This is a genomic window from Actinoplanes sp. HUAS TT8 (genome assembly GCF_051380535.1).
In the GTDB taxonomy this organism is placed as follows: Bacteria; Actinomycetota; Actinomycetes; order Mycobacteriales; family Micromonosporaceae; genus Actinoplanes.
On sequence record NZ_CP195646.1, the window covers coordinates 126,807 to 149,766 of the forward strand.

Consider the following 22,960-nt stretch of genomic DNA (forward strand, 5'->3'; position numbering starts at 1 on the left):
CGCGTCCCCACAGGGTCGCGGGTTGCCGGGTTCGCGGTGTGCCAGTCAGCCATGGTCGAGGTCCAGGTCCGGTGTCTCGGTCTGCGGCAGGTCTGGGTCGGTGGTGTCTACGACGCGGCGCTGCCCGGCGGCGGCTTGGTCGGCGAGCTGGTCTCGGACGGGTGTGGCGTGCCGGTTGGGTCGGGTGGCGTCGACGGCGTGGACGCGGTCGGCGGTCTGCCGGGCGGCGTCGGCGAGGCGCCGGGTGCTGGTGGCCAGGTTGCTGGTGCGGCGCGTCGATTCCGCGGCGGCGGCCAGGCCGGCGTAGCGGATCGGCAGGGCCTGCTGGTACCAGGTGTTCCAGTCGCGGTGGCGTTCCTCAAGGACGGCGACGTCATCGGCGGCCGAATTGACGCGGACCCGGGCGTGGTCGAGACGATCGCGCAGTTCGTCGACCAGGACATGAGCGCGCAGGGAGGCGACCGCTGCGGCGTGCTGTTCGGCGGCGGCGCGGGTCCTTGCTGCCGTCGGTCGCCGCCAGCTCGGAGCCTGTGCTGGTTGCGGGGCGGTGATGGCGGTGGCGTGGTGCTCGGCGGCGGCGAGGGCGATGCGGCTGTCGCGCAGGTGCTGTTCGGCAGCGACGAGGTGGGTGTGGGCGTTGCGGAGCTCACCGCTGACGTACGGCGGTGCGGCGCGGTCGGCGGCGCGTTGCGCTTGCATGAGCGTCCGCAGCTGGGTGTCGGATGCGGCGGTGATCTTCCCGGTGAGGGTGGCGACGCCGAGGACGAGTTGGGCCCTGTGCCAGGCTCCCCACCGCCCGGGATCACGGTCGGAGGGTTCCGGACCGATCGGGTCGTCCCCGCTGATGGCGTAACGGTCGCGGTAGCCGATGACGACGGCGGCGCCGGACAGCCAGTGTCGGCGCCCGGCCTCGTCTTTTGGCAGCGGGCCGAGAGCCCGGCTCCAGGCGGGCTGGTGCTGGGCGGCGTGGTCGGCGAGGGCTTCGATGCGGCGGTCGCATATGGCGGCGACGTCGGCGAGGGCGGCGCCGAGGTCGCCGTCGAGGTCGGGTAGCCGGTCGGTGTAGGTGCCGGCTTGGTGGCCGCTGATGGCTACAGTCGGGTCGGGTTGGATGTCGCGGTAGATGTTGTCGATGCGCCAGGTGAGCACGGCGGCGGTGTCGTGGGCGCTGTGCAGTTCGCGTTCGGAGGCGACCGCGGCGAGGACCTGTTCGGGGTCGTAGCCGGCGGCGGCAAGCCCCTGTAGCCGGGCGGCGAGGGCGGGCATGGCCGGGTCGATGGCCAGGTTCGCGGCGATCGTGTCGCCCGCCACGCGGCGGATGACCGCGATGTAGCGGGGTGTGGCGGCGCGGGCGGTGAGGTCGTCGTAGATCGCACCCCAGCGGCTGAGGGCGTCGACGTCGGCCCAGAGGGTTTGTTCGGTTTCGGTGGCGGAGCGGTCGGTGGTGTCGGTGCGCAGGATGTCGGCGAGCACGGTGATCCCGGCGGTGGGCGGCTGCGGGGGGTGGCTTTCGGGTGGTTCTTCGCTGGTGATGACGGCGATCTGGTTGAGTAGCCGGCCGCGGGTGGCCATGACGTAGAGCCGGGCCCGGTTGGTGGCGGCGTCGACCAGGGCGCGGCCGACGTCGACGGTGCGGCCCTGGGCGGAGTCGACGGTGGCGGCGTAGGCGAGTTGGACGTGCTCGGCGACGTAGGCGGCGGGTAACACGAGGGCGGCCTGGGTGGTGGTGTGCCGGACCTGAAGGGAGCCGTCCTCGCGAACGGTGAGAATCTGCCATTGGTCGCGGTTGGCGACGAACCGGTCGTCGGCGATGAGGTCACGGTTGTTGCGCCGGGTGACGATCAGATCGCCGGTACTGGCGCGGGTGCCGTTGGCGAGCGTGACGGCGCGGCCGTCCTGCACCAGGCCGGCACTGATCAGGATGCGCCGGGCCTGCGCGGCGAGATCGGCAGCCTCGGCCTCGGTCTCGACCATGATCAGGCCGGACCGGCCCTGGATGATATCGGCGGCCCACCCGTCGAGGACCTGCCGAGTGAGGTGCTGGCGGTCGCCGCCGAGGATCCGGCCGCGCCGGTCATATTCGGCGAGCACGGTGGTGTCCGCCTCACGCAGCCGCAGCGACGCCGGACCTTCCCACGATTCGGCGAAGCGCCGGACCTCGGTCAGAGTGGTGGTGTTGCCGAGAGAAGCGAGGTAGCGGAACATGCCGCCCGGGCCAATTGCCGAGATCTGCTCGGGGTCACCGACCAGGATCAGTTTCCCGCCGACCGCGTCGAGCAGCTGGGTGAGTCGCACCAGGTCGAGGGTGGAGGCCTGGGACGCCTCATCGACGATGACCCACTGGCCTGGTGCGAAGGTCCAATCCGCGGGTGTCGTGCCGTCGGGTGGGGTGTGCTGGGCGTGTAGCCACATGGCGATGTTCTCGGTCCGGATGCTGGGCGAGCCGCCTTCGCGGGTGGCTTCGGCAAGCACGTAGGCGGCGTTCTGCGACACGGTCAGGCCGAGCACCGGGATGTTCGCTCGATGGGCTGCGATGCCGACGGCCCGCTGCAGGTAGGTCTTTCCGGTGCCGGCTGGGCCGACGATGCCGGTGACGCGCCGGTCGTCGCCGACGGCGAACAGCAGTGCTTCTCGCTTCTCCGGGCTCAGGTCGAGTTCGCCGGCGACGTCGTCGAGCAGCGCGCGGGCGGCTGGAGTGGCGCCGCGACAGGTGGCGTAGGCGATGAGTTCCTTTTCGGCGGCCAGGACCGGTTGAGTGGACAGTTGCAGGTCGCGGTGGCGGCTGTAGATGCTCTGCCGGTCGCTGCCGCGCACGAGCGTGTCGCCCCACTGCATCAGCGCGGGCGGCGTCAATACGCGAAGCCCGGCGACGTGGGTGCGCACGGCCTGGGCGGCGAGGCGCTGGACGTGCTGCCAGTCGGCGGTGCGCGCGGCGCCGGCAGGCACATGAAGGACACGGCCGATGGCCAGCTCGAGATGGTCGAGGGTGAACACTGCCCGTTCAGCGCTGACCTCGTAGATGGCCCTCTCGATGGCCAGATGAGGAACACGCCGGGCCGCGGCATCGACAACAAGCTGGTGCTGAGCGTCGTCACGGATACCGAGGCGAACAGCGGCCTGATGCAGGGTGTCGAGGTCCAGGCGGCGTCCGGCCGGGTTGCGTTCGGCCTGGCGCAAGACCTGAATCGCAGCCTGATCGATGTGGTCGCTCACCGTGCCGGCGACGATCTGCCGGACCGCGATAGCAGTGTGCAGACCGGCGGTCCGGTCCTCGCGATGCCAGCGAGCCACGGCGTCACGGGTCGATTCGGGGCCCTCCTTGAGCTGGCGGGTGCGCAAGGTGGCGTCCTGAGCGCGGCGCCGCCACCGGCCCGCCCGCAACCGTTCCCGGCCGGCTGCCGGGTTGGTAAGCCGCTCGTCCATCTCGGTTTCGATCGCGGCGCGACGCTTGGAGTAGTGCGCCAGCATGCGCGGGGTGAACCCGATGATCTCGCGGATCGGGGAGCCTTCGCGGGCCGCGAACCGCACGCCCAGCCGGCGGCCGAGTTCGGTTTCGACAGCACGTTCGTAGGCGATACGAGCGGCGATGCTGGCCTGGTAGAAGGCCCGGCTGTCCAGCGACAGCCAGTCCTCGCGGCCGTTGCGGGTGACGCGGACCTTCGAGCTGACGATGATGTGCGAGTGCAGTTGCGGGTCTTTCTCCCGCGACATGCGGTGGTCCCAGACGCTCGCGGCTAGGCCGTCGGTGTCGACCTGCACCAGGCCGTTGGTGCCGAGCCGGGTGAACGCGCCGTGAGCGCGCAGGTGTTCCAGGGTGGCGCGGACCCCTTCATGATGGGCGGCCATCACCTGCTGCTTGACGGTGTCGTCGCCGAACGCCCACAGCAGACTCACGCTTTTCACGGGCGAAACGGTGACGTCGAAACCGGCGACAGGTCGCCGTTCCGGGGCGGTCCAAATGTTGAGCCACACACGGGCGATCTGCTCGTAGGTGGCGTCCGGCAGGAGCTTGGCCCACGCTTTTTCGACGGCGGCTTGGCGGGCGGTGTCGTCCATCGGCTGGTATTGCCGCCACAGCCTGCCGAGTTGTTCGCCGGTGACGGGGTTCTTTCCCTCGGCGAGCAGTCGCTGTAGCTGCTGTTCGGTGACGTCGCCGTGGACGCCAAACAATGCGTTGCTTTGCCCCGCCCACCAGCCGGGTGCTTCGCCGTGGGCCGCAGGGTCGGCGTGGTAGGCGACGACAGAGTGGGGCTGAGCTGGACGGAAGTCGTGCCGGCCGGTGGCTACCTGCCGGGTCAGGTAGGTGATCCCGGCCCCGGGTGCGATGCGGGTAACCGTCAGCATGCGGCCAAGAGTAGGGCGCTGCCCGGCCCTTTTCGACATTTGAATGCCAGGGGGTGTGCTAAAGCGTAGAAGTAGTAGAGGGGTGAGCTCTCGTTTGTGCAGCATGCACATGGTAAGGCGATTGTTAAACGAGCGAGAAATTATTTAGGGCGACTCTTAAACCAATCTAGGTAATGGCAGGAAGGCCGACTATGAAGGTACTTTGAGCAACATGGCTAGCAAGGGAAGTAATGAGGCAGTGCAGGCGCTCCGGCGGCAGCAGAAGGCGGAAGAAACCGCGCTGCTGGCCGTGCTCGGCGCGAGCGGCACGGTGGAACAGGCGCGTCAGCGTCGGACGGCGGAGCTCGCGGCGCTCGACACGGCGGTCAGTGATGCTGAGGCGGGCGAGGACGTGGCGCTGGCCGTGCTGGGCGCGCTGATGCCTGCCGATCGCGCGGGCCGGTTGGCGGGCGTTACTCCGACGCGGATGCAGCAAGCGGTGCGCCGCGCTGCGCCCGACACCGTGACCGGAAGGCTGGAGACGCTGACCGGCGGGACGGTGGCGGCGCGGCGGCGCGGCCGTCCACCCGGGACGGGCACGCCTCGTCAGGCCCGGCGCGGCGGGGGCCGACAGAATGCCGGTTCAGCGACCGATGACGAGCATCACGATCAGCGGGACGACGGCGACAGCCGCCAGGGTGACGCCGAGGATCGCGAGCGTTCCGCCGCATCCGACGACGGAGCGGCCTAGGCGGTCGTTGTTGATGAGCGGCATGGTGCGGGTACCTCCGGTCGGGGTCGGGTCGGCTCCTGCCATTCTGTGGGCGGAGCGTTGATCGTGGCCGATGGGCGCGCTACGGTTAGAGTCTGCCTTCCTCGGCGCTCGCGCCGTTGTCTGGCTGGTGTTGGGCCGACGGACTTGGTCGTGCATCTCCTTCGGGGGATGTTCCCCCTTGTGGGGCCGTCGGCCCTTTCTTATGCGCATTGCTCGGCCGGTCGGGCGGGTGGGATGGGGCGGCCGTGAGCGGTGGGTGCGGCAGCCCGTGGCGGCGTGCTCGATGCGCGCCGACGCGGCCGCCTACCGGGCGCGGCCGGTAAACCGCCGGTACCCGGAGCGCGCTGGGCGCGCTCCGGGGCGGTGAGAATTAGAACGGCGGCTCGAAGTTGTCCCAGTCGATCGGCTCGGGCGCGTAGCCGCTCATGATTCGGACGGCGGCCGGAAGCTCGCACGCGCCTTCGCGCGCGGCGTCGGCGTTAAGCGTGTCGAAGAGATCAGCGGGGACGGTGGCGTACTCGCTGACCATGTCGATGACGGTTTTCGCGTCGGTGACCTCATGGAAGTCGCATCCGAGGTCGTGGTCCGGGGCGTCGTCCTCGCGGTCGTTGGTGGCGAGCCAGACCTGGGCGAAGAACGTGCCGAAGATGGGCAGCCAACCGACGGCGACACAGGATACGGTCTCGTTCACGGGCTTGAGTTCGTGACGGCTCACGTTAAGCCTTCCCTGTTGAGTTGTTCTGTCTGGTGTTCGCCGGGCTTGGTCTTCCCGGCTGCCTTAATCGTACATCATTAAACGACATAGATCTATATGTCGGCGTTTGTTGGTAAATGAATTTAAGGCTTTTCCGCGCGCCCGATGCAACGCATTGCGTTAGCGTTACGCCTGCTCAAGTGCGCGCGGAGGCGGCTGGCCGCTTTTTTGGCCGTGGGGGGCGAGCTTGCTCGCCAGGTTGGGAGCGGCTGGAGCCAAATTCACTGCGGGGGTTTCGATTAAAAGATCATGCGGGTTGTGCATGATGTTTTATGAGCCCGCAGTGGATTTGGTGGAGGCCGTGAGCGACCTACACTCGTAGCGCCAGCCGACGGCCGGAAAAGGGGCTTTGACAGCGCGGCCGTAGGCCGCTCCTTTCTACCGGCCGGCCACGGCCGGCCGGGTTGAGCCCGCGCCGGCCCGCCAGTCCTGCGACAAACAAAGTGCGGAGGACCCGGAGGTCCTCCGCACCCGCGGGTGCTACTGCCGGTTGTAGTCGCGGACGACCAGGAACTCGCGGTAGTCGTCGGCGCTGGTGGTGTTGTAGAACTCCTTCTCACCGACCAGAACGAACTTGCGGGCGGGGCGGGGACGGTTGAGGCCGGTGCTGCGGCGCGTGCGGCGGTCGTTGGCGTCGAGGTGGTCGAACATGGCGCTGCCTCCCTGGCGGTGAACCGGTGCGGCTGCCGCCGGTGTTTGCCGGGCAGCCGCGCTGACGGGCCCAGGTGGGACCGGCGCGGCCTGCCGGTGGTCAAGCCAGCACCTCGGGTCAAAAGATCTGTGGCCGGTGCAGCGAAGCAATCCGGCCAAGATGTTTTGCCGGTTTGACCGCCGCCGGACGGGTCGGTCATCCATGAGGACTGGCATGTGCGTCTGCCTGGCATCGGCGGCCAGTCCGCATCCGTCACCGCCAGGGGCGCCATGGTCGGCCCTCGACGCACGACCGCCGCGGTTACGCGTCGTGGCGCCGGCCGGGTCAACCGTCCCCGCCGCGCCCTACCTCACTGCCGGAGGATCTCGCGCCGGGCGGCACTGCTGCCCGGCGCGAGATGTTCGTGCACTACTCCCGGTGTCCGGTCCTGGAGTGGACTGCCGCTGCTTGTGGTCCACCGGGCGGCTGCCCGAGTTCAGCGGTTCCGGTGGCTCTCGTGACGGGCACCGGTCCACGTGTGGTGGCACGTGGACCGGACACATCCCGGTTACGCGCCGAGGCCGTGCTGGCGGGCGAGTGCCGGACCGAGTTCCACTGCGGCGACAGCGGCGGGCAGGTGACGGTGCTGCCAGCCATGCAGGGCAGTGGACAGGTCGGCGCCGTACTTACGGTGCTGGGTGAGCGCGGCAGCCAGTCCGGCGGCTTGTTCGATGCCGTTGTTCGCGCCGCGGGCGGTGTGCGGACGTACCGGGGCGAGCGCGTCACCGATGAGCACGGCGTGCCCGTCGCCGACGGGCCAGGCCATGCGGGTCGGCGGGTCGATGTCCATGACCGCCGCGCCCATCCGGGTGCCGGTGGCGTGGACAAGGGCGGCCTGCTCCTCGGGCAGGAAGCGCTGGGCGCTGTCGTCGACGGCGGCACGGGCGGTGCCGGTGACGTGCTGCGGCAGGGCGAAGACCCTGCGGGTCGGTGCGGCGCCGAAGAAGTCGGTGTACTGGGCGGCGGTGGCACCGAGGTAGAAGGTCCAGTCGGTGCCACCCGGGATCGGCGCCACGTTGAACTGCATCCCGCTGCGGTCGGGTTCGAAGCGCAGGAAGTCGGCCAGGCCCGACATGATGGTGTCGGTCTGGCCGCGGTGCGCGACGTACCCGGCGTAGTGCAGTTGCCGGTCCGGGTCGAGCAGCCGGCGCCCGGTGGAGGCGCGGCCGTCGGCGAAGACCACCAGGTCGGCGGTCGCGGTGTCGCCGTCGGCGAAGTGCAGCAGCGGCCGGCCGTACGCGGTGTCCAGGCCGGTGAGCCGTTTGCCGGTGTGCAGGACTCCGGAGGGCAGGCGGCGGGTCAGCGCCGGGTGCAGCAGCGACCAGGTGGTGTTGCGGCCGGCGTAGAGGCGACGGTGCTCGGCGCCGGGCCGCCGCTGGTGGACGGCGAACTCCACCACGGCCTCGGAGCTGTAGTGCACGAATTCGTCCTGAGGGATACCGAGCTGGTCAAGGACGTCCAGTGCCGAGTGCTCCAGGCCGATCAGACCGCCGCCCAACGGGGCGCTGGCGGGCACTGCCTCGTAGAGGGCGACGTTGGTGAACCCGGCGTGCAACAGCAGCAGTGCGGTGGTGGGGCCGGTCAAGGATCCGCCGACGACGGCGATCCGCATGCTCGGATGCGGGTGGCCGGTGGGGTGGGTGTTCATAGGCGTGGCCTCCGTGGTGCGAGCCCGGGGCGGCTCGCGCCGGTTGCACCGGCGCTGCCGCGTTGACGAGGCCACGGAGGGATCGGCCCGGCGGGTGGCGGGCAAGCCAGACTCTTGCGGTCAAAAGATCTTGGAAGCGCGGCGCTGCTGCCGTTCGCTGATCACTGGTGCTGCGCTTCCAAGATGTTTTGCCGGGTTTGCCGGTCGCGGCCAGGTCGGTCATCACTGAGGACCGGCGAACGCGGCGGCCCGCAGTGCCGACCGCCGCGTTCGCCATCCGGCTATGCATGCCGAGAGGCCCGGCGCACCCAACTCACCGGCTGAGCAGTCCTATGCGACGTGCGCCTCCGGGGTGGAACGGCCAGGCCCGCTGAGGGAGAGTTCCGCTGAGCAGGGATCCACCAGTCCTGCCTCGGCAGTGCGGCCGGGTGTTTGACCGTCAGCCAGTCCCGGCGGTCCGGCAGCCCACGCACGACCTGCTCTAGCTGATTCGCGGTGTCCGGCAGTCGGCTCCAAGCCGGGATGTCGCCGGTGACGGCCCGATCGGCGTCCCGGATCACCTGGTCGCCGGCCGACACCGGCGACAGGATCAGGCTGCTGTGTCGTCGAGCTGCCTGCCGTAGACGATCGCGTCGGCGGCCGGGAAACGACGCCGAACCTACTGGCGCAGCCTCGCTGGTGACACCAGCTGCCATCGGGCTTCGCGACCGCATACTGAGCGGTGATCACGATGGCGGCGGGGAGGCGTCGCTGGCGCTCACGGTCAGAAGCGTGTGCCCCTCGCGGCGCTGTGGCCGTTCGTAATCGCCGGGGCTCGCCGGGGAGAAGGCGTCCGGGTAGGCGCGCAGCAGCAGGTCGACCACCTGGCCGATGACCTCCGGGGCGTAGTCCAGTTCGGGGCTGCCGAACAGCGCGTCCGCATCGGGGTGGCGGCCGTAGTTGTCGGCGTCGAACCACAGCAGCTCGTTGACAGGGCCGCGGACGGCGTACAACCACAACGTGTCGGTGACGTCCTCGACCACGACCCGGGTTGCGGTCGGGTGCATGGTGCGAAGTAGCCGGAAGGCATCGGTGATGGGCTCGTTCATAGGTGGTCAGCTCCTTGAGGCTGGGTCAGACGTCCAATGGGGTAGGGCAGACGCGACAGGTCGAGCGGTGTGCATCGCCGGGTAACCCGGGCACCGTTGCCGACGACGCAGCGCTGCCCGAGGGCACCCGGCCACGGTCAGGAAGCCGGATGCTCGGGGAGGTGCTGGCGGGGTATGACGAGCTGGCGCAGCAGGGTCGCGGTGAAGCTGCGGTAGCCGTTGTCGATGCCGAGCGCCAGGTCGTTCGCCTGGGCTTGCACGTGCGGGTCGTCGAGCATCGCGAGGATGCGGGCGACGGGAAGTCCCGAGATGACGACCAAGCCGTGGTTGATGGGCAGCCGGCCCGCTGGTAGCCGGATGCCGGTCAGGCGCCGGGCGATGCGCGGGACGAGCACGGCGTCGTGGTTGAGCGGCAGCTTCCCGGTGAATGTCTCGGGTGGTAGCCAGCGCACCGGCCGCCGGCCCCTATTGGGCATGCGGTGCAGGGTTGCGTCGAGGTGCGCCAGGATGGCCGGCGGTGGCGCGGTGGTATCGGTTGCCAGTGCCCACTTGCGTGGAGGGCGCAGTGTGCCTGCGTTGATGTCGGCAGGTTCCGCGACCGGTACGAGGTGTTCGGCGGGCAGGCCACTGTTGGGACCGACGATGAAGATGCCGTCGGGTCCGAGCCAGGGAGCGAGGCGGATCTGCGCGATGTCGCGCAGCGGGACACCGTCGACGGCGGGTGAAGGGGCGAGCCGGAACGGTTCGGCGCCGAGCGGGCGCCCGGACCTGGTGGGGGTGAGGATGAGGCTGACCGGGTGGACCCGGGCCACGGTGCCCTTGCGGCGTGCCTTGGGCCGGTAGAACGTGGAGGCGGCGTCCAGGCGGCGGACGCCGGCGACGCAGTACCGGGTGCCGAGCCGGCGGCGCAGTTCGCTGGAGCCGGAGTTGAGCAGCCATCGGTCCGCGGTGATCAGGCCGATGTGTCCGTCGCGGGTGACCACGTCGGCGGAGCGGTCGAGGTAGGCGTACAGCAGGTCAGCGCGGGCGTGCGCCGCGACGACGGCTTCGTAGTCGATCCGGTACCCGGCGGGCAGGTTCGCCAGGCGCCAGTATGGAGGATTCGCGGCGATAACGTCCCAGATCCCGACGGGGACCGGTGACAGCAGAAAGTCGTGGTCCTCGACGATCTCGTTCGCGGCACGCCGTGCTGCCGGCGAGCCCCAGCCACGCTCGCGCAGGTGAGCGGATACGGCTCTGCGCGCGTCGGCCACTGCTTCGCGGTAGAACTCGTATCCGTGCACGCGCCGGGCGGCTTCCTCGACGTCGTCGACGTCGAGGTCCAGGCGGCGCAGCGCCGCCACGAGAAAGCCGCCGTTGCCGGCGCCGGGGTCGAGTAGCCGGCGGCCTTGTTCGGGCCAGCCGAGTTGGTCGAGCAGCGCTTCGATTTCCGGGACGGCGGTGTAAATACCCGTCGCCTGATGGATCGCGGCGATGTCGATCTGCCGCTGGTCCAGCACATCCAGAGAGAGCTGCTCGGTGGTTGCGCCAGGTCGCATGTGTCGCCTTTCGAAGTCTTTGCAGCGCAAGCCGACGGCCGGAGGAGGCCCTTTCAACACCTGATGAGGGTTGGTGTCGTGTTCAGCTCTCGGCTCGGATGGCCGCGGCGGCGTCGGGGAGTGGAATGGGGGCTCACGTGGGCTGCTGGGCGCGGCGGCGAACAGGGTGATTTGCTCGGCGGCGGGATAGCGGCCGCAACGTCACGCGGGAGCCGTCGCACCAGCGGAGTGGACCAGCGTGGACGCAGAGCGGCGGCGCGCTTCGGCGAAGACGAGGCATCAGCGCGGGCGAACCGGAGCCTGCCCAGCGGGAGCTACCGGTGCGGATCCGGAACGCTTCGATCCGGGCTATGGACCCTGAGCCGCTGTGCCGAGGTGCTGGTCGCGGCCAGGATGGGGGCTGGAGCCGACAGCGAGCCGCGAGCCATCTAGTTAAAATGCTGCCCGGCCGATGTGCATCGGCCGGGCAGCATGTGGTGGCTACCGCAGCAGGGTGGCGGTGGCCTGGTCGGCGGTTTCGGCCTCGACGGTGAAGCCCGCGACGGTTTCGTACTGCAGGGCGGACGCCACGCTGTACTGGTCGACTCGGCGTCCGCGCAGCTGCTCGTCGGTGACGGTGACCGTGACCGTGTACGTGATGACCGGCAGCTCGACCACGTCCAGCTGGTAGGTGTCGACGAGCTCGCGATACAGGCGCATCGGCTCGTCCCAGTCGTAGCCGAGCTCGACGGCCTTGCGGATGGCCATCTTCAGACGGGTCTTCGTCACGAACGGGTCGGTGCCGTCGACGGCGGTGAACCGCTCGTCGGCGGTATCGGCGTTCGTCTCGGCGACGCCGTTGCTGTCACGGGCCAGTCGCTTGAACGACAGCCCCTCGTTGAGGACCTGCAAGGTAACGGACTCGGCGGTGCCGCACCAGCTGTTGTCGATGGCGTGCTGGCGAATCCTGGCGAGGACGTCGGAGAGGTAGACCGATCCCTCCGGAGCGGCGGCCGGCCGCTCGGCGGCGGGGTCCTGACTGTCCGCGGTGGCGCTGGTGATCTCGTCGGTGACGTTGTCCGTCATGGTGTGTGCCTCCGTCAGGCTGTCTCTGATGCGACAGCCCCTGCCGGGATCGAGTGATCCCGGCGCTGGGGTGCCGCGCTGACGGGGCCAGTCAGAGCCCGCCCATGCGCCTGGGGGTGCAAGCAGCCGTTCAGCGGAAGATCTTGGCGGTCGAGCGCAGCGCTGACCTGGTTGCCAAGATGTTCTGCTGGGGGCTTAGCGCCCTCGGCGCGGGTGGGCTGACCTCGGGTCCCTCAGCGAGCGGCTCCAGACGTCGCGGTGCTACTCGCCGGAGCGTGTGCGGCGGGACGAAAGGCACGTGGGCACCCTGCATGACGGCGCTTCCCGGAAAGCAGGAAGCACGCCCGCACCAGGCACAACGACTACTGCTGATGTAATCAGGCAGCACAGATGCCAGGGGTGCCCGCCGCCGTGCTGCTGCTGGCCGATGGCGCCGGGCTGCAGCGGATAGTTGCCAGCTACCGGCTGAGAACGTGAAAACGCTGGAACATTCCGGCGGTCGCGCCCGGCGCGCTGTCGACGTCCATGGCCCACCCACCCCATCGAGACTGAGGCTCAGCTCGATGCGAAACGTCCGTCGGCGACCTGGCAGACAACTCTCCCCGAATGCGTCTGCCACTCGAACAGAGCGCGTGAACCGATGTCATGCAGCTTTGCTCGCCAGAGTTGCCCGGCGGCGGAGCTCGCGCAGCGGTAGCGGATAGCTGACACCCTGACGCTGTTCCTTGAGGATCGCGACGTCACCGAGCTGGGCGCGCAGCTTCTCCTCCTCGGCTTCAGCAGCCGCGAATCGTTCGGGTGCTACCGTGAGCAGGTGCCGCCATTGGCGCTGACCTGCACGAACACACACGCCGAAGCAATTGTTATGGGCAAATCCCTGCTCATACAGGCGCGGCGGCCGTAGACCTTCGGCGCGGGCCCAGTCGAGCATGTCCTGCTTGTTCAGGTACGGCGGTTCGCACATCGGGAACCGCACTGACCACGGCGCCCACCCTCTTTCGATGGCCGGCGTGCGTCGCTGCTCGCTCCAGTCGATACCGACGTACAGCATCGTGGTCGCCGGGTCGGTGTTCGCGGTGAGCCACGCGCGACAGGGCCGCTGCTTCAGCAGCGCCGAGCATGGGGCGATGCGAGAATTTCCGACGAATCGCTGGTCGGCGAAGACCTGCCACGGGGTGCGGCCGTCAGCGACCACGATCGGCTCGACACCGAGCAGCGATCCAGCGTCGGCAACAAACCGCCACAGGTCAGGATCTTCAGCTTTGGTGTCGGCTGCGAGGAGAACAAGGTCATCGGTGCCGTGTTCAGCGGCGACGCGCATCGCTGCGGCCCAGCTACCGATGCCGCCGGAGAACTGCACGACGTGTTTCATCGGCGCGGAGTTCTGGGATGGCGGTCCCGGGCCAGGTTCCTGGTCTCGGTCGTGGGGCCGACGGGTCGCATCGAACCTCGACGTGGTGCTGTAGCCGGCGGTCATGGCGTTGCCCCGGTACGCAGTGCCGCGGCACGGTGCAGGACGTCGCGGTCGGGGACGTTCCAGCCGTCGCCGGAGACGATTCGCTGATGCCCGGCGAGGTCGGTCAGCGTGTACCAGCCGGTTTCCCCGCGTCGTTGCCGTCGCGGGTCGACGGGGCCGTGTTCGGCGAGGTAGGCCGGAACACGGTCGACGGCGAGCTGGTGGAGATGGTTCACCCACCGTGCGGCGGGGCTGTCTTTCCAGCCGGGGTGCTCGCACGACTGGTACCGCAACGACGCTGCGGCGGCCTCGACGACGTCGGGGTCGAGGCGGCCGGGGTAGGGCCGGTACTGGTAGGTGTCGACGTCGCGGTCGCGGAAGCCGTGCGGGGCGGGCCGGCCGCCGTCACGGTCGTGCGGATAGCGGTAGGTGACGCTGGCGAGGTTCTCCTTCCACAGCATCCGGCCGGTCCCATCGGCTTGGTCGGCGGTGATGACGTCCCAGTCGATGGCGGCGGTGAGGAGAAGGTCGAGGTGGTCGCGGTCGACGATCCAGGCGCTCACGTTCGGTTGTCCTTTCTGACAGGTGAGGGTGTGCTGAGGCGAGACGCTGGTGGGACACCCCTGGTCGGGGTGTCCCACCAGCGAGGGGCTCAGTGCAGGCCGAGCATCGGCAGCGCCGGGGCGTGCTCGATGACAGCGAGGGCGACGACGTGCAGGCCGATCAGACCGGAGACGTGGGTGAGGCTTTTCGCGATGTCGTGGGTCAGGTGCTCGCGGATCTTGCGCAGGATGCTCTTGGGTTCGGTGTTGTCGTTCTCGGACATGGGCGTCACCTTTCGATCGATGGATGCGATAGCCGGCGGTGCGAGAAGCGGAGTGAACGGATCGGGCTGGTCGTCGAGTGCGTATCCGGGCCAGCGGGCCGCGTCGAGGCTCATCCCGCTGTAGGCGCTGACGTCGTCGTCGCTCCAGTACCAGGAGCAGGTGTGCAGGTTGTGGCCGGCGCTGGGATCGGCGCCGCAGTCACTGCACGGCCGGGCCGACGTCGGGGTGTGGCATTCGGCGGTGTGCTCGAAATACCAGCCGGTGCAGCAGCCCGGAGGCTCCCGGAAATGAACTGGTGAGGTGGCATGCGCCACAGGCGTTCCTTCGCTCGCGTAGGGAAGGGATGGCCCGGTCCCGGGGTGTGACCGGGACCGGGCCATGCACGGCCCGCGTCAGCGGGAGCGATAAACGGTTTCGAGATTGCCGACGACGTCGGGCCATGCGTCGGAGGCGATCTGCTCGCCTTCGGGGCTGGTGACGAGGTGCCCGTTGCGCTGACCGGCTGCGGAGCTGTTGCCGATGTCGCCGATGTTGACGCTGAGCTCGCGGGCGTACATCTTCAGCCCGAGGACGCCGTTGTTGTCGTAGGGCATCAGAGTGTTGCCGATGACCGTGACCTTGGTTCGCAGGCGCAGCTTGCGGGCCTGCTGGGCGAGGTCGCCCCAGCAGAGGATGTCGATGACAATGCGGCCTGACGTGCGCTTCTTGGTGCCGTCCATCCACTCGCGGTAGTGAGTGATTTCGAACTGGGTGTACTCGCGGCCGTCACTGGTGACGCCGGTCTCGGGACGGCGGGTGATGATGCCTTCGTAGACGATCTGCGCGAACATGGGCGGCTCCTGCCAAGACGAGGTGTGCGAGAGACCGGGCCCGGGGCCGGCGATCGGCCCCGGGCCCGTGCGGGTTAGAAGGAGGGCTCCAGCTCTCGCTCGGCCGGCTCGTCGAGATCCGCGGACCACGGCGTGTTGGCGCCGTCGGCCTCGTCCTCGACGACCTGGATGTCCTCGAACCGGCCGCTGAGGCCCACGGTGGAAGCGGTCACCTGCAGCAGGGCTCCGGGCTCGCCGTTGTCCTTGCGGGTGAATGCCCACGGCTCCAACTCGTCGCGGGCGACGACGAAGACGGTGTTGCCCGTCTTCCATTTGGCGGCGCGCTCGGCGAGCTTGCCCCAGACGGTGACGGTGATCCCCATGGGCGGCGCGTCTTCCCACACACCGTCCTTCTGGATGCGGCGGCCATGTACGACGCGCAGGTGGCAGACGCTGCTTCCGGACTTAGTGACTTGGAGTTCGGGGTCGTAGGCGAGGTTGCCCTCGAACGCGAAGCTGAAATACAAGGCGGTTCCCCTTCAGCGGTGCGATGCGGCCGAGCCCCCGGTTCTCGGATCGGGTGATCCGGGAGCGCCGGGGTGCCGCGCTGACGGGGCCGGTCAAAGCGCGCCCAGTGCCTGGGGGTGTCAAGCCCCCGCCCTGCGGGAGATCTTGGCGGTCGAGCGCAGCGCTGACCGGGTTGCCAAGATGTTCTGCTGGGGGTTTGACGCCCTCGGCGCGGGTGTGCTGACCTGCGGGCCACCTCAGCAGCGGACACCTCCGGACGCCTGCCGGATCGCATGTCGCAGAACGGGCTGAGTCCGTAAACGCACGCTGCAGGTGAGCCCCGGGGTGCCGTCGTAGTAGCCACCGAGGACTCCGCCACGAACCGGTGCTCAAGGTTCGGAGTCCTCACCGCGGGATGTCAAAGACCTGCGACGCCGGCAAACAGCTAAGCGCGTAGGCAAATGTTCTGCACGTAACGGTCTCAACTGAGACTCGCCCGGCAGGATGGACATAGCGACAGAAAAACCTCGTCGTGGGTTCGGATCAAGTTTCCACACCAGACCGAAACCCCCGACGAGGTCACGTTCAGTATGCGCCCCGCGCACGTCTACGCCCGCATGTCCGAGCCGCAACACACCGAACTGATTAGCGCCCTGCACGGCCCCTGGCGCACCGCCACCTGCATGGTCATCGTCGTGCTGTCGGCTGCCGGCTGGTCCGCCCCCGAGATCGCCGACCTCCTGCACTACGACCCGGCCACCGTCCGCCGCTGGATCGCTCGCCACCACGCCGAAGATCTGGCCGGACTCCCCGACCGGCCCCGCAGCGGCCGACCCTGCAAAGGCAGCCCCCGCCTCGGCGACCGCATCCACCGACTCCTCATGATCCCCCGAGCCTGGACCACCGCCAGCCTCTGGCGAACCCTGGGCCGACCGGCGATCAGCCTGTCCACCCTGCGCCGCCGCATCCGCGAACAAGCCCGCTGGTCACGACCCCGCCTGATCGCCAAAAGCGACCCGAACCAGGACCAGACCTGCACCGACATCCGTCAGCGCATCGCCGCCCTGCCCGCCGGATCCGTCGTGCTCGCCGAAGACGAAACCCACCTCGACCTGCTACCCCGCATCCGATCCTGCTGGATGCCCACCGGGATCCGACACCGGATCATGACCCCGGGCACCAACCTGCGCCGCACCCTGCACGGCGCGATCAACCTGGCCACCGGCGCCTTCCACCACCACGTCAGCGTCAAGAACGTCTCCGTGGTCTTCTGCTACTTCCTGCAACAACTACTCGACGCCCACCCCGACGCCCCCGTCATCGCCGTGATCTGCGACAACGGCACCACCCACCACAGCAAAATCACCCAACGCTGGCTGGCCGAACACCCACGCCTGCAAGTCATCGAAGGAGCCAAATACAGCCCGCAGGACAACCCCGTCGAACGGATCTGGGCCACCCTGAAACGCACCATCGCCAACACCGCGCCCGCGACCATGGCCGACCGGGTCCGTCAAGCCCACGCGTTCTTCCAGCACCGCACCGACGCCGACAACCTCACCACCGCCGCACCCTGGACCTCACCCTGGCTCCCCGACGGTTACGGACAACACTTCTCAACAGGCGCTTAGCAGTGGTGACGCCGTGCCGGGAGTTGCCGTCAGGGTGACCGAGCCCGGCGGGGTAGCCGAAGGCGGCCAAGCTCTGGAGCGGCCATCGGCATCCGGCCGTCCGAAGGTGGTGGAGCAGCGTCTCGCACGCGGCACGACGGTGATCAGGACCGGGTCAGAACAGCGGCAGCTGCTCGTAGCCGCCCGCCGACATCGTTCGGGTACGTCTTCTGATGCGTGATGCCGCGCGCCGTAGGTGCGGGTCGCGGCGCAACAGATTGTCGACATGGATGCGGTGGCTGGGCCCGACGTGCGGGTAGCGGACGCCGTTGGTGTCGGGCTGGCGCGGAGCGCGACGTACGTCGGCGTACGGCCAGCGCAGGGCGGTGATCGAGCATCGTGGCTGCTGGTAGCAGATCGGCTGTGCAAGCAGAGTCCGCGCTGTGGGCCAGACGTGCATGCCCACCTGGAGGTCACCCGGAGCGATCTTGGGGGTCATGGCGGGAGCCGTTCGCCCCGGTGGGCCTGGGCGGTCGGGAGCAACTTGGCCAGCGGGTAGGCGGTCAGCGGCTGGCGAAGCGGCATGCGACGGGGCGGCCGTGGTGCAGACCCCGGCACGTGATGTCGCCGAGCTGCCGGGCCGGGTCGGCGGCTTTACTTCGCAGCATGGTTTCCAGCTCGTCGATCCGTGCGCCGTGCAGCTGCTCGTAGGCGCTCTGGTCGCCGGTCAGTTCGGCGGTGGACGGGTGGTCGCCGAAGGCGGTCCGCCACATTCGGAAGTACAAGCCGGCGCCCGCGCCGTGTATCGGCGTTCGCAGACTGACCTGCGACAACAGCAGGCATATCTCGGCGGCGGTCGCCAGGCGCAGGTCCGCACCGACGGCAACCCGTTCCAGCAGCTCACGAGCATGAGCACGGTAGACGAACTCGGTGCCCATGCCTGATCCGATACCGCGAGGCGCTAGGAGCCGGAACGTGTGGAACAGCACGTCAGTGTGGCCGGGGTGGCGGCGGCAGGCGGCGGCGATTTCGTCTTCGGCCCAGTCGACAGGCGCCAGCAGCGAGCCGACTTGCGCCTAAAGCGCGGCGACGAGAACGGCCGGATCAGTCGCAGAGACACGGTGATCGGAGGAGCCAATGGCGGCCATGTGTTACTCCAATGTGGACAGTGAGGGCCGTTTGGTCGCTCCGAGGCGACCAAGCCAGCGACGGCCCTGCAGGATGAGGTGTTGGAGGGGCGACAGGGGCTGCAGCCGTCACTGGCCGGCGTCGTTTCAGCGCCGCCGCGCGCCTTGCTGTGCAGGTGTTCGCCGGGCTCAGATACGGCCAGGAGCAAACATCTGATGGGCCGGGTACACGGCGGCCAGGACCGGCGGCCCGGTCGACGGCAGCACGGTCGCTGCGGACACGTGCGCAGTGGTGTCCCCGGCTGTTACCGGCGTGGACGTGCGCGTCCGGCGCGCCATCCGGAATCGATGGTGCGGCGCGCTTCGACGAGGCTCAGCCCGGTTTGCAGCGCCGCCGCGGTGAGTTCGCGTCGGGTCGCGGCTTCGTCGACCCGGCCTGTCGCGGCGAGTTGTCCCATCCGGAAGGCCGCCAGGTGCAGGGTGTTGTTGCGTTCGCCGCCGGCGATGCGCGTGCCGCCGGAGTACACCGGCGCCGGTGCCTGCCGGATGCGCTGGAGTTCGCCGTCGAGGGCGGCTCGCACGTACCGGTCGAACCGGGTGATCGTCTCGGCGGTGACAGCGACCGGTGCGGCTGGTGCGGCCACGAGAGTGCGCAGCGGTGCCGGGCAGTCGGGCAGCGCCAGGCCGTTCCAGCGTTGCTGGAACGTGTAGGTGGTGCCGCCGGCGTGCACTGATGGTGGGGCGACGGCCATGCCGCCGGTGCCGCGCCAGTCGACGCCGGGCATCAGTCCGACCCGGTTCGGCAGGCCGGTGGAGGCGTACCACAGGTGCCAGCCGTTGCCGGTGCGGATCAGCGGCGCGGCTGGTTTGATGACGCCGAGGGTGTCGAGGACGGCGGCGAGTCCGGCGCTGGTGTCCATGTCGCAGACGTCGAGGGCGGTGCCGGTGGCGAGGCCGACGTTGGCGTCGGGCCACTGCTGCCACCAGCCGCGGATCAGGTCCGGGTTGCGGGAGGCGTCGTGCAGGCCGTGCCGCAGCCGCGGATGCTTACCGGCGGATTCGCAGGTGCCGGAGCGCTGGCAGCTGCAGGTGCCGTCAGCCGTCGGGGTGTGCAGGGGGAGCACGGGAATCCCGGCTTTGGCGTACCACAAGGCCGCTCGCCGCAGGTTCGGATCGGCGGGCTGCGTTCGGGGACGGCTGTGTGCGGGCGCGGTATTGCGGGCGGTCATCGGGGATCACCGGCCCGGGGTCGCTGGATGCATGGCGACGGTGACCGGTCTGGTGTGTGCCTGGCGGTGCGGTAGTGGGCGGGATGCGGAGGCGATGTGTTGATCATGGTTTAGGTGCCTTGCGTCGGGCTCGTGCGAAGTTTTCGGCGCGCTGCAGCGCCATCAGCCGGGCGACGACCTGGTGGGCGTAGTCCATGCCGATGTCACCGGTGATGGCGTCGAAGTCGTGGCCGAGGATCGGGGCGCTGATGCGGCGCATGTGCTGGTAGCCGGGGAGTGTTTCGACGGTGTTGATAAGGATGTGGTTGTCGGAGCGGCGGCGGCCGTACGTGTAGATCCGGGCGTCGATGTCGACCGCGACGACCAGGCGCAGCTCGTCGGTACGCGCGTCGGGGTGCCTGTTGGCCGACCGGGTCTCGGTGGGCTGCTTCATGTACGACTCGCACAGAAACACCCAGGCGATCTGAGGCTGGCGAGGGTCGAGCCCGGCGGTCCTGCGCCATTGCCGCCACCAGCCGGGCCGTGCCGCGGCCTGGCTGCCGAGTGCATACAGAACGGCGGTCGGGCGTCCTTGCCCGGGATGCTCCCAGAACGCGCCAGGCAGGTCGAGTTCCTTGAGCACGAACAGCTGGCTGGTGTGGATCGGGTCCACCGGGGCGTGTGGGGTGGCGCCGATGACAGCGAGCACCGGCTTGTTCTCCCAGCCGTAGGTGTCGTGGTCGGCTTCCCAGGCGGCAAGGGTTCGCAGCAGGGCGTCGGCTTGGGCAGCATCAAGCAGGGTGCGTTCGCCGTGGAGTTCGGTCAGTTCTTGCAAGGCACGGTCGTCGAGACGGTTCTGTTCGTCGGCGTGCAGCGTCCAACCGAGACACCCGCCGTCGCCGCAATGGGGGCAGGGCCCGAATGGCGGGTGGGTGTGTAGGCAGGTTCCGCAGAGGTACGGCAGAGCGGTGACGGGTGTGGTCATGAGTTCTCCTTGGTAGTCGCGGGTGGCGAAGGGCTGCGCGCTGACAGCGGTGCGCAACGTCTTGAGGTGCGGTAGCTGCCGGATCGCGGTGGATTCCGGAGGAGGTCCGGTTACAGGCCGAGGAGTTGTTCGACGGTGGCGCCGGCCGTGGTGTCGCTCAGCGGCATGCCGTTCGCCTGCTCGCCGAACAGCCGGTGGACGAGGTCGCGGGCGGGGCGCCAGTCTTTGTGCCATGACCCGTCGCCGCCGATGGCGAAGGTCGTGGGCATGAGCAGGTGGCAGCGCAGCAGTGTGGCGGTGACGGCCAGGTCGTAGGGCCGCTGGCGGGTGTCGCAGTGGTACCAGTGCCGCCGCCAGGGGCCGGGCGGCGGGAGCTGGAAGCTGTCGCCGCCGGCCGTGCCGGGGCCGTTGAACGCGATGCCGGTGTCGGCCGCGGTCAGCGCGGGGCCGGTGCCGTCGGGCCCGGCCAGCGCGACGCTGTTCGAGATCGCCTGCACGATCCGGGTGATGTCGTGGATGATGCCCGGCCATGCCGCGGCCCAGACGGGGCTGTCCGGCCGGTATCGCCAGCAGTGAGTGTGCTCCACGGTCAATCTGCTCCAGAGGAGAAGTCGGTGAATGCGGTCGGGGTGGGGCGTGATCGCCCGTGGCAGGGAAACAACGGGCGATCACGCCCCGGGGGCAGCCCTGGTCCCTGGGGAATAGAAGGACCGGGCTGGCGGGGGAAGGTCAGTGCGGCGCGGCCGGGCTCGGCGGTTCGGCGCCGATAGCGCGCAGCGCGTCCACGGCGTGGCGCAGGTCGGTCTGTACGCTGCCGAGCGCGGTGCCGGCTTGCTGGAGACGGCCGGTCAGCTGGTCGCGGTGATTGGCCGGGTTGGTGCCGTCGAGGATGGTGATGAACCGCCGTGCAGGCGCGCGTCGATCGTTGTCGCCCAGAAGCCGACCACGGCACGGATGCGGCCGGTGAACAGGATGAGGTTCTGCACGACAGCGATCGCGTGCCCGACGGTCAGGGACGGCGGCAGGGCGCCGACGGCGACGTGCAGGACATCGCCGAGATCGGCGGCGGGTAGATCATGTGGTTCGTCGGGGTACGCGGTGACGCTGCGGGGACGCACGCAGACAAGGTCGTCGAAGTCTTCCAACAGCAGTGACAGTCGTAGCCGGTCGCCGCGATGACGGCAGCGCCAGCAGTCGCACGGTCCGGCCAGAACGTGGGTGCCGTGCCGGGAGGTGATGCTGCCCCGATAGTGCACCGGTTCCATCTCGGTCACCACGAGCAGCGCCTCGGCGGCCAGCCGTGTGACCTGGTCGGCGAGCCGAGCGGTGTGCTGGGCGGCCTGGTCGCAGGCGTCCCGGACGTCGCGCCAACACTGGTCGGCACGGGAACCGTCGGTCGAGGTCTGCAGCGGGCAGATGCCGTCCGTGATCGCGGCGATGGCTGCCCCAACCGATGCGATGGCGGTGGCCGTAGCGTGGATGCCCGCGCTGCGGCCCGCCGCGGTGACGCCGAGCTCGAGATGGCGGTCGGCCCGTAGCCGGTTGAGCAGGTCGATGACGGTGGCGGTGTTCAGCCCGCGCACGAGGTTCCTCCCGTAGATCCTGGGGCGAATGGTCGAGGCCGGCCAGCGAGTCACGGTGAGGTGCGCGCCCTGACGGGATCGGAGAACGGTTTGTCAGGGCGCGCATCGTCACCGGGGTCAGCGGGGCGAGATGTCGAAGGTGCTGGCGTCCGGGGCGCTGGCAGTAACGCCGTCGAACTCGTGGAGAGCGGCTACAGCGGCCGCGAAGATCGGGACGGCCTCACCGCGTGCGTGTCGCTCGTTGGTGGCGCCGAGCTCGACCCGCAGCTCAAGGCCCGCCCGCAGGATGGCTGATCGTCGACCGATCGCGATGACGTCGAGATCTTGCGGGTAGATCTGGTAGACGTGAACGCCGGCAAGCTGGCGTAGCTGCCCCTCAGCCAGCCGCAGTGTTGCGGTCGCCGCCTCGCGAGCGGCGGCCGCACCACGGGCATCGACGGTGAGGTCCACGGTGAGCGTGGTGTCGACCAGGAACGGCCGACCGCGGTGGATGATGTCCACGGTCAGCTGCTGGTTGAGCGCGTCGATGACGTCCTCGAATTCGTCACCCCAGCCGCGGATGCCAGCCTCGGAGCGCAGCCGCTCACCGACGCGGGCGATGTCCGCCTGGTGCAGCCGCAGGCGTTCGTCGGCCAGCTGCTGCAGCTGATCCGCCTCGGCTGTCGCCGCAGCCAACTGGGTATGCAGGCGAGCAAGTTCGTCGTGGGTGGGAGCAGCGGCTCGCCGCCGTAAGAGCTTGATCATGGAGAGGCTCACCTTTCGGGGCTTCACGCGGTGATGGAATGGGGGTCGGCCGGCCGTCACCGCGCGCCCGGGCGGCGGTGCGGTGACGCCTGGGCCGCACAGGTGCTCGGGGCGGTTTTCGGCGCGAGCCAGCGGTCCGCGCCGATGACGGGAAACGCGGGATAGCACGCAGCGTTCGGCGTGGGACGACGAACGGGGTAGGCCCTGCTTGTTGGTGCAGGG

At 69.3% G+C, this 22,960-nt stretch carries 21 protein-coding genes; 2 read left to right on the forward strand and 19 right to left on the reverse strand.

The features are described 5' to 3' along the window. Window positions 1-45: 45 nt before the first annotated feature. Window positions 46-4,449, reverse strand: a complete 4,404-nt coding sequence (gene mobF / locus ACSHV8_RS00510; RefSeq protein ID WP_436528268.1) for a MobF family relaxase — start codon at window positions 4,447-4,449, stop codon at window positions 46-48. Window positions 4,450-4,555: 106 nt separating this feature from the next. On the opposite strand from mobF, the gene ACSHV8_RS00515 reads away from it, so the two are divergent. Continuing rightward, entirely contained in the window at window positions 4,556-5,074 is a 519-nt protein-coding gene (locus ACSHV8_RS00515) for a hypothetical protein (protein WP_436528270.1), read from the forward strand. A gap of 394 nt (window positions 5,075-5,468) precedes the next feature. Here the strand turns inward: ACSHV8_RS00515 and ACSHV8_RS00520 are convergent, their stop codons facing one another. From ACSHV8_RS00520 to ACSHV8_RS00570, 11 genes are all read right to left on the reverse strand, one after another. Then, window positions 5,469-5,789 (reverse strand): hypothetical protein, encoded by a 321-nt coding sequence (locus tag ACSHV8_RS00520; protein WP_436528272.1) that lies wholly within the window; start codon window positions 5,787-5,789, stop codon window positions 5,469-5,471. 543 nt (window positions 5,790-6,332) lie between these two features. Further along, window positions 6,333-6,503, reverse strand: a complete 171-nt coding sequence (locus tag ACSHV8_RS00525; RefSeq protein WP_436528274.1) for a hypothetical protein — start codon at window positions 6,501-6,503, stop codon at window positions 6,333-6,335. A gap of 548 nt (window positions 6,504-7,051) precedes the next feature. After that, a complete protein-coding gene (locus ACSHV8_RS00530; protein ID WP_436528276.1) occupies window positions 7,052-8,191 on the reverse strand; it encodes an FAD-dependent monooxygenase in 1,140 nt (379 codons plus the stop codon). Between the two features lie 725 nt (window positions 8,192-8,916). Continuing rightward, entirely contained in the window at window positions 8,917-9,279 is a 363-nt protein-coding gene (locus ACSHV8_RS00535) for a hypothetical protein (RefSeq protein WP_436528278.1), read from the reverse strand. Between the two features lie 137 nt (window positions 9,280-9,416). Then, window positions 9,417-10,778, reverse strand: coding sequence for an Eco57I restriction-modification methylase domain-containing protein (locus ACSHV8_RS00540; RefSeq protein ID WP_436528279.1), 1,362 nt, complete (start codon window positions 10,776-10,778; stop codon window positions 9,417-9,419). A gap of 519 nt (window positions 10,779-11,297) precedes the next feature. Further along, the gene (locus ACSHV8_RS00545; RefSeq protein ID WP_436528281.1) at window positions 11,298-11,882 is read right to left on the reverse strand and encodes a hypothetical protein; all 585 of its coding nucleotides are present in this window, start codon (window positions 11,880-11,882) and stop codon (window positions 11,298-11,300) included. A 643-nt stretch (window positions 11,883-12,525) separates the two neighbouring features. Beyond that, complete coding sequence (locus ACSHV8_RS00550) at window positions 12,526-13,254, reverse strand: hypothetical protein (protein WP_436528283.1); 729 nt, start codon at window positions 13,252-13,254, stop codon at window positions 12,526-12,528. A gap of 101 nt (window positions 13,255-13,355) precedes the next feature. Further along, entirely contained in the window at window positions 13,356-13,901 is a 546-nt protein-coding gene (locus ACSHV8_RS00555) for a hypothetical protein (protein ID WP_436528284.1), read from the reverse strand. 89 nt (window positions 13,902-13,990) lie between these two features. Then, the gene (locus ACSHV8_RS00560) at window positions 13,991-14,479 is read right to left on the reverse strand and encodes a hypothetical protein (protein ID WP_436528285.1); all 489 of its coding nucleotides are present in this window, start codon (window positions 14,477-14,479) and stop codon (window positions 13,991-13,993) included. 78 nt (window positions 14,480-14,557) lie between these two features. Then, complete coding sequence (locus ACSHV8_RS00565; RefSeq protein ID WP_436528287.1) at window positions 14,558-14,995, reverse strand: hypothetical protein; 438 nt, start codon at window positions 14,993-14,995, stop codon at window positions 14,558-14,560. Window positions 14,996-15,069: 74 nt separating this feature from the next. Continuing rightward, window positions 15,070-15,501, reverse strand: coding sequence for a single-stranded DNA-binding protein (locus ACSHV8_RS00570; RefSeq protein ID WP_436528288.1), 432 nt, complete (start codon window positions 15,499-15,501; stop codon window positions 15,070-15,072). Between the two features lie 570 nt (window positions 15,502-16,071). Between ACSHV8_RS00570 and ACSHV8_RS00575 the strand changes: the two genes are divergently transcribed. Then, window positions 16,072-17,112: an IS630 family transposase gene (locus tag ACSHV8_RS00575; RefSeq protein WP_436528289.1), complete on the forward strand. Its 1,041-nt coding sequence runs from the start codon at window positions 16,072-16,074 to the stop codon at window positions 17,110-17,112. Between the two features lie 154 nt (window positions 17,113-17,266). On the opposite strand, the gene ACSHV8_RS00580 is transcribed toward ACSHV8_RS00575, so the two are convergent. From ACSHV8_RS00580 to ACSHV8_RS00610, 7 genes are all read right to left on the reverse strand, one after another. Further along, on the reverse strand, window positions 17,267-17,590 hold the full coding sequence (locus ACSHV8_RS00580) for a hypothetical protein (RefSeq protein ID WP_436528291.1): 324 nt from the start codon (window positions 17,588-17,590) through the stop codon (window positions 17,267-17,269). A 64-nt stretch (window positions 17,591-17,654) separates the two neighbouring features. Next, window positions 17,655-18,029, reverse strand: coding sequence for a hypothetical protein (locus ACSHV8_RS00585; protein WP_436528293.1), 375 nt, complete (start codon window positions 18,027-18,029; stop codon window positions 17,655-17,657). Between the two features lie 494 nt (window positions 18,030-18,523). Continuing rightward, on the reverse strand, window positions 18,524-19,447 hold the full coding sequence (locus ACSHV8_RS00590; protein WP_436528295.1) for a bifunctional DNA primase/polymerase: 924 nt from the start codon (window positions 19,445-19,447) through the stop codon (window positions 18,524-18,526). A gap of 103 nt (window positions 19,448-19,550) precedes the next feature. After that, on the reverse strand, window positions 19,551-20,411 hold the full coding sequence (locus tag ACSHV8_RS00595; RefSeq protein WP_436528296.1) for a hypothetical protein: 861 nt from the start codon (window positions 20,409-20,411) through the stop codon (window positions 19,551-19,553). A gap of 110 nt (window positions 20,412-20,521) precedes the next feature. After that, window positions 20,522-20,998 (reverse strand): hypothetical protein, encoded by a 477-nt coding sequence (locus ACSHV8_RS00600; RefSeq protein WP_436528297.1) that lies wholly within the window; start codon window positions 20,996-20,998, stop codon window positions 20,522-20,524. Between the two features lie 261 nt (window positions 20,999-21,259). Continuing rightward, complete coding sequence (locus ACSHV8_RS00605) at window positions 21,260-21,994, reverse strand: hypothetical protein (RefSeq protein WP_436528298.1); 735 nt, start codon at window positions 21,992-21,994, stop codon at window positions 21,260-21,262. A gap of 117 nt (window positions 21,995-22,111) precedes the next feature. Continuing rightward, window positions 22,112-22,750, reverse strand: coding sequence for a hypothetical protein (locus ACSHV8_RS00610; RefSeq protein WP_436528300.1), 639 nt, complete (start codon window positions 22,748-22,750; stop codon window positions 22,112-22,114). Window positions 22,751-22,960 lie beyond the last annotated feature (210 nt).